General features: G+C 30.3%; 13 protein-coding genes and 1 pseudogene. 13 read left to right on the top strand and 1 reads right to left on the bottom strand.

What is annotated here, in order from left to right; all coding sequences use genetic code 11:
* The first annotated feature begins 193 nt into the window (after window positions 1-193).
* Genes bhDAH_RS04560 through bhDAH_RS04535 form a run of 6 tightly spaced genes read left to right on the top strand, consistent with a single transcriptional unit; the run spans window position 194 to window position 3825 of the window.
* On the top strand, window positions 194-1555 hold the full coding sequence (locus bhDAH_RS04560; protein ID WP_247098869.1) for a DUF244 domain-containing protein: 1362 nt from the start codon (window positions 194-196) through the stop codon (window positions 1553-1555).
* Window positions 1556-1584: 29 nt separating this feature from the next.
* Window positions 1585-1779: a hypothetical protein gene (locus bhDAH_RS04555; RefSeq protein WP_062706341.1), complete on the top strand. Its 195-nt coding sequence runs from the start codon at window positions 1585-1587 to the stop codon at window positions 1777-1779.
* A complete protein-coding gene (locus tag bhDAH_RS04550; RefSeq protein WP_062706345.1) occupies window positions 1772-2167 on the top strand; it encodes a single-stranded DNA-binding protein in 396 nt (131 codons plus the stop codon). Before bhDAH_RS04555 ends, bhDAH_RS04550 begins: the two co-directional genes overlap by 8 nt.
* 49 nt (window positions 2168-2216) lie before the next feature.
* Entirely contained in the window at window positions 2217-2570 is a 354-nt protein-coding gene (locus bhDAH_RS04545; RefSeq protein WP_032489654.1) for a hypothetical protein, read from the top strand.
* Window positions 2571-2593: 23 nt separating this feature from the next.
* Window positions 2594-3010: a DUF261 domain-containing protein gene (locus bhDAH_RS04540; RefSeq protein ID WP_062706348.1), complete on the top strand. Its 417-nt coding sequence runs from the start codon at window positions 2594-2596 to the stop codon at window positions 3008-3010.
* On the top strand, window positions 3007-3825 hold the full coding sequence (locus tag bhDAH_RS04535) for a DNA adenine methylase (RefSeq protein ID WP_032489656.1): 819 nt from the start codon (window positions 3007-3009) through the stop codon (window positions 3823-3825). The genes bhDAH_RS04540 and bhDAH_RS04535 overlap by 4 nt, the downstream gene beginning before the upstream one ends.
* A gap of 285 nt (window positions 3826-4110) precedes the next feature.
* Here the strand turns inward: bhDAH_RS04535 and bhDAH_RS04530 are convergent.
* Window positions 4111-4878, bottom strand: a pseudogene (locus bhDAH_RS04530) (tyrosine-type recombinase/integrase).
* Between the two features lie 564 nt (window positions 4879-5442).
* Between bhDAH_RS04530 and bhDAH_RS04525 the strand changes: the two are divergent.
* The 7 genes from bhDAH_RS04525 (at window position 5443) to bhDAH_RS04495 (ending at window position 11395) form a co-directional block, all read left to right on the top strand.
* On the top strand, window positions 5443-6003 hold the full coding sequence (locus bhDAH_RS04525; protein WP_247098868.1) for a DUF603 domain-containing protein: 561 nt from the start codon (window positions 5443-5445) through the stop codon (window positions 6001-6003).
* 16 nt (window positions 6004-6019) lie between these two features.
* Window positions 6020-7372: a PBSX family phage terminase large subunit gene (locus tag bhDAH_RS04520; RefSeq protein WP_247098867.1), complete on the top strand. Its 1353-nt coding sequence runs from the start codon at window positions 6020-6022 to the stop codon at window positions 7370-7372.
* A 39-nt stretch (window positions 7373-7411) separates the two neighbouring features.
* Entirely contained in the window at window positions 7412-7996 is a 585-nt protein-coding gene (gene bdr / locus bhDAH_RS04515) for a Bdr family repetitive protein (RefSeq protein ID WP_247098866.1), read from the top strand.
* Between the two features lie 151 nt (window positions 7997-8147).
* Window positions 8148-9356 carry an anti-CBASS protein Acb1 family protein gene (locus bhDAH_RS04510; RefSeq protein WP_247098865.1) on the top strand — a complete coding sequence of 403 codons (1209 nt, stop codon included), beginning with the start codon at window positions 8148-8150 and terminating at the stop codon, window positions 9354-9356.
* A gap of 11 nt (window positions 9357-9367) precedes the next feature.
* The gene (locus bhDAH_RS04505) at window positions 9368-10042 is read left to right on the top strand and encodes a DUF1357 family protein (RefSeq protein ID WP_025407091.1); all 675 of its coding nucleotides are present in this window, start codon (window positions 9368-9370) and stop codon (window positions 10040-10042) included.
* A gap of 16 nt (window positions 10043-10058) precedes the next feature.
* Window positions 10059-10619 carry a DUF228 domain-containing protein gene (locus bhDAH_RS04500; protein ID WP_062706329.1) on the top strand — a complete coding sequence of 187 codons (561 nt, stop codon included), beginning with the start codon at window positions 10059-10061 and terminating at the stop codon, window positions 10617-10619.
* A gap of 2 nt (window positions 10620-10621) precedes the next feature.
* Window positions 10622-11395, top strand: coding sequence for a DUF228 domain-containing protein (locus tag bhDAH_RS04495; RefSeq protein WP_062706326.1), 774 nt, complete (start codon window positions 10622-10624; stop codon window positions 11393-11395).
* Window positions 11396-11410: the final 15 nt, after the last annotated feature.

The following is an 11410-nucleotide window of genomic DNA, read 5'->3' as shown; positions in this document are numbered from 1 at the left end:
TTATGATCTCCTATTATTTATTGTGTTTTATTACTAACCATAATAACTCAATAAATATTAAAAAGTAAACTTCTCTTTTAATAAAAAGATTTTTTGTAAAATTTAACAAAAATAATATAGCAAAAGTTTTGACAAAAACAATTTTTGTTATATTATTTTTGTTATAAAACACAGTAAATAATAGGAGATTAATATGACAAATATAAAAGCAACAAAAACAAAAGAGAAAATAGTAGAGGTAGGGATGGAGCAGCCAGGTTTGTATGATCAAAAAATGTTTGAAGGATTTGATTCATTTGCACATCAAAGTCAAGACCAGATTAATAAGAGACAAAAAAGTATAAGTAAAATAAGCAGAATAGGACGCAAGCTATCAAGAATTGGCAAAACTGAATGTTTCAAGTTTAATAGCAAAGTTGATTTTAACATTCAAAGGAATTCATTAAAGCGTATAGGAGCAAGTGAAGTTGGGAGTATGTTTATTGGAGCAGAGAGTGTTTCAAAATTAATGCTTGATAGGGTCTTGAAATTATTAGGAAGAGAGATTTCATTTGAAGAGAACTTAAGCATGAGGAAAGGAAAGATACTTGAGAATTTAGGGTTTGATGAATTTGTACGTATACACTCTGATGAGATTGCTGTTTTACATAAGAATAAATATGCAAATGGGATAGATAAGTATAATTACTTCAAGAAGTTTAAGGGACGGGATAATTTGGTTGGTTCAACAATTGATGGTTGGTTTGAAAACCAAGAAGGGGAAGCAGAGCTTTTAGAAATTAAATGCAGTGATAATATTTATTTAAAGAGTGCTGTAATTGAATACAATAAGAATGGTAACTTCTTAGAAAACAAATATTTTTTCAAGTATTACGTTCAAGTGCAAATACAACTTTTATGTACAGGTTTAAGTAAGGGGAATCTGTTTTTTCTAATAGGTAATGAAGCTATTAATTGTGTAATTGAGAGGGATGATAAGTTTATTAATGAAGTAATGTTTGATGTTTCAAGAATGGAAGCGGAAGTAAGTCGCATTGCCAAAACTTTAAGAGCAAAGTATGATATTGAGAATATAGATTTAGATAGTTTAAGTGAACTAATTCAAGAAGGGATTGAGAGTAGTGAGATATACAAATATTTTTCAGAATCAGAGTATAAAGATGACTTTCTAGAATTTGTAAGATGTACTGACCTGGAGATTGATAAAGAGAAGGATAATCGCTTGAAAGGATGTCTTAGTGAAATTAGTGCTTTGCAAACAGAGATAGAAGAAGCAGAAGAGATAGCTAAGAATAGACATACACAAGAGTTATATAAGACAACAAAACCTATGAAAGATAAACTTAAATCCCGAATAGATGAAATATTTGCAGAATTTTCATTAATGGAGCATGTAAATTATTGCTTTGAAGGTAATCTATTTTCTTTAGATACAACCAAGCGAGCTATTAAAGATAGATTCAAATCGTTAAGTGGCAATATCAGTTTTCTTGCTAGTAGTTTAGATTCAGTGCAGCAATGGTCTGATATTGCAACTCCCATTGTAAGTGCTTAAGGTGGTGGGGGCTTATGAGGATTAGCTTTATGGTAGTACTTTTACTAATGACTTATCAGGTTGTGAAGTTTTTATGTAAATTTAGCAAAAGAACTTTAGAAAAAATAATTTATGATTATTATTCAAGACAAGAATTTTTAGAGGATATGAGAAGACTTGATCATGATTTAAGACTCATGGAAATTATGAGTAGATTAAGGGATAAGGAGAGCTCTCATGTCTGATATTAATTCAGTAGTCTTATCAGGGCGTCTGACTAGAGACAGTGAAATTACTTACGTTAACAACAGCATTCCTATTTTGAAGTTTGGTTTAGCTAATAATAGGAGAATAAAAAGGAATAATGAATGGATAGATTATGCTCAATTTTTTGATTGTGTGCTTTTTGGGAGTAGAGCAGAAAGACTAATAGCATTTCTTTTAAAGGGGAAACAAGTTGTAGTTAATGGGTCTTTAAGGTATGAGAGTTGGGATGACAAGCGCACTGGTGATAAGAGAAGCAAGAGCAGCATTTTAGTGGATGAGATTCAAATACTAAGCCCATTACCTGCTTTAAGAGCAACTAATAAGGTTGATTCTGATGAAGGGTTTCATGAGGATATCCCTTTTTAGGAATGATATATTGCAATCAAAAATAATTGTAAGCTAAGGAGTTTTGAGTATGATCTATGCAAAAATTGAACTTGTAGAGAAGATGATGGACCAAAGAGATGAATTTGAAGAAGTTTTATTGAGCAAGGTAGTTGAGAAGGGAGCGGTAGTGCTTGTGAAACCTTACGATGAGGAATTTACTTGTTCATTAGCGAGGCATTATCTTGATATTTTTTTAAGGTTTTGCCTAAGGAATCCACATATTAAAGCTATATGTGGAATAACTAAGATTAAGGAAAAAAGTCTTTCTGTAAATAAGCATTTCAGGTCTTCTATGTTTGTGGACCTTATGTTAATTTTTTTTGAAGATTTATCGCTGTTTGAAGTTGAATTTCAAAGTATTAAATTTGATAGTAGAGGTTAAAGATTAAAGGTTAGAGGTTAAAGATGAAAATAACGCAAAATAATCCAAAGTTAATTTTAGAAATACGTCAGTGGGGATGTTACTTTTTATGTCTTCATTATTACATAGAACAATTTAAAAAATTGCAGTTTAGTATCAATGATATTAACAATAATTATCATAAATTTGTTGGTTTAGGATACATTAAAAGTAATTGTTATATTGTAAATCCATGCAGTATACTTCAAAATTTTGGCATTAAGACAAGTGTGCGTTGGATAAGTCATTCTTACAGATGCGCAAGTCATGAATTTGAGATAAGTGAAGTAAAAATCAAAGGTGTATCAGGATATCATTTTATAGCAACTAACGATTCCAGAGTGCTTTATGATTCACTTATGCTTAAGGAAAGAGGAGTTGAATATCAAATTACATCAAGGAGAGTGTTTAGGAAACATTGAAACTGCTAGCTAGAGAAGGAAATAAGTATCGTTATAGTAAGGGTATTATAAGTCTTTTTCCTAAGCATACTGCATATATTGAAGGATTTTTTGGAACAGGCGCAATCTTTTTTGCAAAACCATTAGCTTGTTACAATATACTCAATGATAATTCTCAGTTTATTTATAAGTTTTTTTATTATTTGCGACGCAATCCTGATGTTCTTTACAAGAAGGTAAGAGACGCAATTATTTATGACAGAATTATAAATGAAAATCAAGACAAGATAGAATATATGGTTTTAAGAAGTTTGTATTCTCTATATGGTTCATGTAACTTAACTATGAGGTTAGATAGAAGCAATTCTAAGAGATTATTTCTGGGTATGCTTAAGACTTATAAGTCTAGAGCAAAAGAGATGCTTGATTGTGCAATATTTACTTCGCGTGATATATTTGATTTTCTGGGTGCTCTACCTAAGCGTGATAAGATTGCTTCAACATTTGTATATCTTGATCCACCATATTCAATTTCACGTGGAAGTCTTGCTGATAATCGGGGGTGGAATTTAGATTCTCTTGAGAGGCTCATTGTAGAGATGAAGAGATATAATTGGCAATTTGCAATAAGTGAATTTGATGATTTAAGGGTTTTAGAACTTTTCTTGAAATATAATCTTAATGTTAATTATATAGCTCGTTCAACTGGCATTGCTAATACTTTTGGGCATACTAAACATGAAATACTTGCAACTTCATATAGAACCAGTAAATCAAGTATGAGTTGTAAAAATACTCGTTATATTCAACTTGAAATGTTTAAAGTGCAAGCGTGAATTTGTATTCTTAATTTGTTGTATAAAAAAAGACTCTAAAAGATTGAGAGAAGTAGAGTCTTTTTTTATTTTAAAAATGAAATATTGGTTGAAACTTTCAGGATTTATATGTATTATACACTAAATAATTGACAAAAACTAGAGCTTAGCAAATAATTTATTGTTAGAAAAAATACCTAAGGATTGGTTCTTAGGTATTTATATTTGTACATATTTATATGCGGTAAAATGAATTTTGATAATAACTTTAGTAGAAGTATATAATAAATTAGCAAAAATTGTAAGTTATTTCAAGCTAGTTTTGATATCTTTGTAAGCATTAATTTTACTTGCAGGGGAGAGTCCATAAACATTATCAATCTCAGTAGTAGATGAGTATTTCATAAGTTCTTTAATTTCAAATGAGTTGTATCCTTTAGACTTTAGTGAGGCAATAAATATATTTCTACATATATGTAAAGATTTACGATACCTAAATCCTGCTTTAAGAAGCAATGATTTAAATTGTTTTGAAATCTTAATTATGCTAATTCTATTGTCACGGAATTTGTGTTTACTCTTTTGAAAAAGATAAGTACGCCTTTTGTCTTTTCCTTTGCTTGCAAAATGTTCTTGATGTGCTTGCATAATAGCATCAAATTCAGACTCACTAATAACTACTTCTCTTATGCAGATACTACTTCTCTTTTTTGCTACATTAACACGAAGAGAATAGAATACTTCACCATCACAGCTTGTTTCTTTTGATACATCAGATAGTCTTACATTTTGTATCTCAACACCTCTGCAACCAGTAATACTTAAGATATATACAAACCATCCAGAGATTGGGTTGATTTGTATAAGCTTTTTTATACATTTTTTTACTAGTTTGGTTGTTTTGTCATTTAGATAGAATCTTACAGGAGTGTTTTTTGATTATTTTGAAGCTTTATTTTTACTCTTAAGTGTACTTTTAAGTTGTGACAATTCTTCATTGAGGCATTCATTTTGCTTTATTAGTTCATTTATAAAGTTAAGATTACTGTTAGTTAAGAGTTCCTTTTCATGCATTTTATTGTTAACTAAAGATTTTAAAAATATTTAAAATTAGTTACAAAAATGTTAGCAAATACTTGTATTGTAAGTCAATTCTAACGTCGCTTCATTGTATATAAAATACCCCCTCTAAGGTACTTTATGTAAATAGAAAGGGTACTTTTTGATATGTTAGGTTAATATTTCTAGCATACTTTATCCTATCTTTAACAAATACTTGAAAATATTCTCTACATATGCTCTATTTGTCTTTTTAGTGGATCTTCATTTTACAATGGTACGTATTGCTCTTTAAAATTTAACCTCTTTCTCTTTGTTAACCAATTGTTTACTTTTATAGTTACTCTTACCATTTTTATAACGAGTTTAATTTATTTATCTTTACTATTTTTTCTAACAATTTCTATTCGTTTATTTTACTTCTTTGTTTTTTTTGATTTAAACAATATGTAGCAGTTTTTCTTATGTTGTGTGAGCTTCTTATAAGTCTTAATTGTTTTTGTAAAGTTGATTGTTTTGTTATAGAGTTTATATTGGTTTTTGTTAAGTTTTGTTAATTTAGACTAGGTTTAAAGAGATATGAGAAGAGCAAAGAAGTCATTTGATGATTATGTTGTGTATTTTAAAGAAGGCAGGCTTAATGACGCACAAATAGCAAAAGAGCTGGGAGTAAGTCGTGTTAATGTAGGAAAGATGAGACGCAGGTGGGAAGAGATTAAGGATGACCCTGAATACGTTAAAGAAACTGCTAAGCTTACTATTCGTGAGGATACTTTAACTAATATTTTGCTTCATGCTTCACAAAGTACAGCCCAAGCGCGTGATCTTAAAAGTCAGTTCAGTATGGCCAGAAGCATGTTGGGAATTGAATTTATAAATTCATTTAGTCGTTATTTAGAGTTGGAACTTAAAGCCCATAATCACGAGATAGAAGTATTAGAATCTAAGATTATAAGTCTTGATAATAAAATTAGGAATAATAATCTTTCGCATTCAGATGAAGAGAGTAAGAGGCTTGAAGAATTAAAACTTAAACTGGATGAACTTAAAAGGGAAAGAGAACTTAAGAAGATGTCACTTTATTATAAGACAATGCTTAAGCTTAAAGCTACTGATGTTGATGTGAGATCTAAATTTTAAATTTAAAGGTTAGGAAATGGATATATATAAACTACCTCTTTTTAAGGAAATGCAAAAAGAATACAAGCGTGAATTTGGTATTGATATAGCAGATTTAATTAAACTGAAAGCAACTGTTATTGATTTTAGAGGGTTTGAAAAGACATATCTAACTAAGAAACAATGTGAGGTTTTAAAATTAATTGAGAATAATAATCGAAGTAAAATTATCCTGTCAGGTGGTATTGCCAGTGGTAAAACATTCTTGGCTTGCTATTTATATCTAAAGATGCTCATTAAGAATAGACATCTTTATAAGCAGGATACCAATAATTTTATATTAGGTAATTCCCAAAAATCATTAGAGATTAATGTTTTAGGGCAGTTTGAAAAGATTGCTAGCATGCTAAGAGTACCCTTTACGCCAAAGTTTTCTAATACATCATATTTTGAAATAGACTCCTTAAGAGTCAATCTATATGGGGGAGATAAGGCAAGTGACTTTGAAAGGTTTAGAGGAAGCAATTCCGCTCTTATTTATGTAAATGAAGCAACTACACTGCATAAGGAAACATTAATAGAATGTTTAAAGAGACTTAGAGTAGGTATGGAAACTATTATATTTGATACAAATCCTGACAGTCCAGAACATTTTTTTAAAACTGATTATATTGATAACAAGAAAACTTATGCTACATATAACTTTACAACATATGATAATGAACTAATATCAAAAGAATTTATTAAAACCCAAGAAGAGATTTACAGGGACATGCCAACATATAAAGCAAGGGTACTCTTAGGAGAATGGGTTGCCTCATACGATTCGATATTTACCAATATTAATCTTACAAGTAATCATGAATTTATAAGTCCAATAGCATATTTAGATCCTGCATACAGTATTGGAGGTGATAATACTGCCCTTTGTGTTTTAGAAAGAGTAGATCAAAAGTATTATGCATTTATATTTCAAGAGAAGTTACCAGTCAGTGATCCTAAGGTATTAAATACAATTAAAACTATTTTGACAAACCTTAATGTACATACATTATATGTTGAAGATAGGGATGATACTTCTGGGCATGGGAATGTGACTAAAACTTTTCTTAAACTTAGAGCAGGTATGAATCATGAGTTTAGAATTGCGCCAATTAAACCTATAAGTAATAAATTTACTAGAATTGCTACGTTAATAGGACCATTTGCAAGTTCTAACTTAAGTATTATGTACTATTCAAGCAAGTCAGCAATTGCTGATATTTATAAGTACAAAGGAGATGGAAAGAGTGCTGATGATTCATTAGATAGCCTATCAGCAGCATATATGTTGTTGACTTTGGGTATACGTTCTCTTAAAGCACATTTTACTAAAATAAGGTTCCTATAACATGTAAAATATTATATAATAATTAAATAAGGAGATTTTATGGGACTTGCACAACCAGTAATTACACAACAAATGGTTATAGCAGAACTTACCAAAGCTGGGATAAATAGAGAGATTGCTATTGATCTGTCTTACAGATATTATCGCAATGAGCTTACTTATAAAGATATTGAGTATTTAGAGACTACTTTTAACCTTAAGCTTGAAAAGCTTGAGGCAAGCTTAAAATCTGATATTAGAGACCTTGACAACAAGATTGATAACGTTAGAAATGAATTAAAATCTGATATTAGAGACCTTGATAATAAGATTGATACTGTTGAGAATAATCTTAACATTAAGATTGATAACGTTAGAAATGAATTAAAATCTGACATTAAAGACCTTGATAATAAAATTGATAACGTTAGAAATGAATTAAAATCTGACATTGCATCTGTGAGCAATGAAATTTCTCTTGTTAGAAAAGATATGGAATTTAATAGGGTGGAGCTTGATAATAAACTTGATAAAACCACATCAGAATTTAAGAGTACATTAAGATTACATAATTGGATGTTTGGAACCCTTATTACCCTTAATATAGGAATATTTTTAGCATTAATATCATTATTAGTAAAGTAAATTTATTTAACTAGCCCCTTATTTAATTGACTTTCTGTCAATTATTTTTTTCCGTCATTTTTTTACAAAAATTATTTAATTTTTTGTTAGAAACAATTAGCAAAAATTAATTATTGCATTATACTTGCTATCGTTAAAGGTTAAATAAGCCATGAGCTTAAATTTTAAGATTAATTCAAGAGATTTATATAAATATTCAATATTTTTTAGAAACTACATTTCAAATGTAGCAGAAGATTGCCTTAAGAATGGAATCACTTTAAATAGTGTAACTACTGCTTTGAATGTTAATGATGCTTTAGAAACGTTAAAAATAGAGCTAAAAGCAACATTATTGCAGTGTCTTATTAGTTATCGTTTTAATGGTGTTGGATACATTTTAGTTAAAACAGCAGATCAGCTACAAGATTTACACTTGGAAGTAAATAAAGAATTGCCTATTGGGTTTATGTATCTTGATTATAGTAATGTTCGTGATGAGGGGCCTGATGCTACTTATATAACATATACTTTAAAAGTAAATACAGATGGGAAGATATCTTATAAGGAAATACAGATTCATAAGAGCAGGGTAATCATACACTCCAATTATGATTATGTGCTTAAAGCATACAGCCCATGTTATACGCAAAGCTTTTTGCTTAATATATATCTTTTTGAACAAATATATAAAGAAATAGAAAAGCGAATAGAGAGTCATAACTTTTTATTTTACAGGGATGAATCATTAGTATCATTACAAGATGCCTTAAGTAATGCTACAACCTCATTAGAACTTTTAACTAAGGGCGTTAATGATAGGGCGAGCATATTTCCTAATATCTTTAAAAGAAATGATTTAAATGAGAATCATATAAGTGCGTTTAAGAGTGTAAATAGAGATTTAGAAAGAGAGCTTTCCAGGCTTAAATCCAACTTAAATAATGAAGGAATATTTTACAGTGGCACACCAGATGCCTCACTGGAGGTTATTAAGTATGACTTAACCTATTTAAAGGAAGCATTAGCATTAGTAAAAGCAAAGATAGGTGCTGACACAAAAGAACCACTAACAAGGAGCTTTAATGAACAAGTTAAGGGACTGGGAAGTGATGGTAAGGGGGACAGATCGAATTACTATGACTTTCTAAAAGGTGTTCAAGAAGAGCTAGAAATTAATTGTAATAGTAAACTGGGTAAGCATTACTACTTAGACATGAGATTTAATTCATTGCATGTGCTAACTGAAGAAGAAAAGTATGAGAGAGATTTGCGACTTATAGAATTAACCCTTAAATATAAGGAATTAGAATCAAGCAATACGTTAAGTCAAAGAGAACTTGACGCTTTAAGAGCAAAATTATTTTTTTATGAACAATAAAAGGAGAGTTTGTGAACCAAGAAATACAAGAAAATGTAAATAATACACAAGAGGATAACTTGATGCAAAGTACAGAGGATAATAAAGAGGATAAAAATAGTATTACTTTAAGTTTAAAGGAATATGAAGAATATAAAGCATATAAAGCAACAAGAGAATCTGATAGTCAGAATTTAAGTATTAATGAGAGGATATCAAAGGAGCTTGCCGATACGCAAGCACGCTTGGAAGAAGAAAATAAATTATTAAGTGAGGCTTCTCGTATTAATGAGATTGATACTTTAGCACGCAAACATTTAAGTTCGCATTTTAATAAAGAGACACTACTTGCTAAAGGCTACTTATTAAAAGATATAATGCAAGCACAACGTAGGGAACTTGTTAGAAAGTACGTACCAGCTGAAGACATTCAAGCTATTGCTAAGGTAAGAGATACTAGTCATTTAGATGGAGAAGTGCTTGAACAACTTGTAAACCTTGCTAAAGTAAATATAAAGAAAAGAATCCAAGCTACAAGTATCAGTTCCAAAGGTGAGATTAAACTTAACTTAACAAATGAGGATATATCAATCTTAGATCCTAACTTTAGTCCTCAAAACTTTAATGAGTTTAATATTTCTATTGCTAATGCTTATAAAGAGAGAAGAAATGAGTTTTATAAGCTTGGAAAACAAAAAACTGCTTAAAAGGAGATAAGTATATATGTCACAGACCAATATAACACAACTAAAGACCGAATATGATAAGAAGGTACAAGAAATACAAGACCTAATGAAGAACCCGAATAGAGATGCTGGTCTTTTTCATGTAGATATAGGTTTTCAGGATAAAGGAGTACACTTTGCAAATCAAGGTGGGACTATAACTAGCAGTGTTGACAGATTAGAAAATTATCCTGTTAAAGGATATCCATACAAGAGAGGAGTAAAGTTATCTTTTGAGGATGGTTATGAACCTTGTGTTGAAGCTGGGGGTGGTGCTGACCTTTTTGGTATATGTACTGATATAGATGAATTTACTGGTACTGCTACAGTAATGCCAATAACAAACAATTTTACTGGATATTTGGTAGTAAAAAAAAGTAGCCAATCTTCCATTACACCTGGTGTAAAAGTGAAATTTGATACGAATGGAGAGATTGAAAATGACAGTGGTTCAGGTTCTCGCACTATTAATGGTATTGCCTTATCGAAAGCATTTAAAATCAATGAAAATCTATACATAGCGCTTGTAAGTATATTTGGAAATAGAGGGGTCAGCTAAAAGTGAGTAGCAAGGGTCAGCAAGCAAGCTTAACACCAAATGTGCCAAATGAATCACTTGATTCTGACATTTATTCTTCAATGGATGATACTGAAATTGTCCAGTTTTTACAACAACAAGTAGAACAAGAAGCTTCCATACAAGAGGACTCTACACAGGGGAGGAGAAGAGGTAAGAGACATGCAGCGGCACTAGAGACTGCTGAGGGTAAGACCCTTAAAGAGTGTATCTTAAAATTAAAGAAATACTCTAAAAGTTTTGATGATGAGCCTGCTGTTTTTAAAGCCAAGACTGGATTTAGAGATAAAAATTTAACATTTGATGCTATATGTCAATCTTTATCAAGTAGCACAGATAAATTAGAAGAATACCCAGCTTTTGGATTTCCATACAAACGTGCTGTTAAATTAAAAATTGAAACAGGTAAACCTGATGAAGTTCAAGTAGAAGTTTCTGATGGCAAAAATATGTATGGAATATGCATTGATATTGATGAATATACTAATATCGCAACAGTAATACCAATAACAAATAATTTTGAAGGATATGTATTTGCGCAAAATTCTTCTGGTATTCAGGTTGGTGATAAATTAGATTTCAATTCAAATGGAGAAGCCTTTAAGACATCTAGTTCTTCATCAGTTTCAATTAACGCAATTGCACTTAGTAACATATTTACATTGCAGCTTACTGATGATGAATCTAAAAAAGGACAAGAAGATTATAAATTGTATTTAGTAAAGATAGCTCTTTATGGTAATAGGGCAGTTTCTTAAAATAGGAGGATTAAA

It is taken from the genome of Borrelia hermsii DAH, from assembly GCF_023035675.1.
GTDB classification, from domain to species: Bacteria; Spirochaetota; Spirochaetia; order Borreliales; family Borreliaceae; genus Borrelia; species Borrelia hermsii.
The sequence above is the reverse complement of the archived record's forward strand: the minus strand, read 5'-3'. Positions and strand labels throughout refer to the sequence as shown.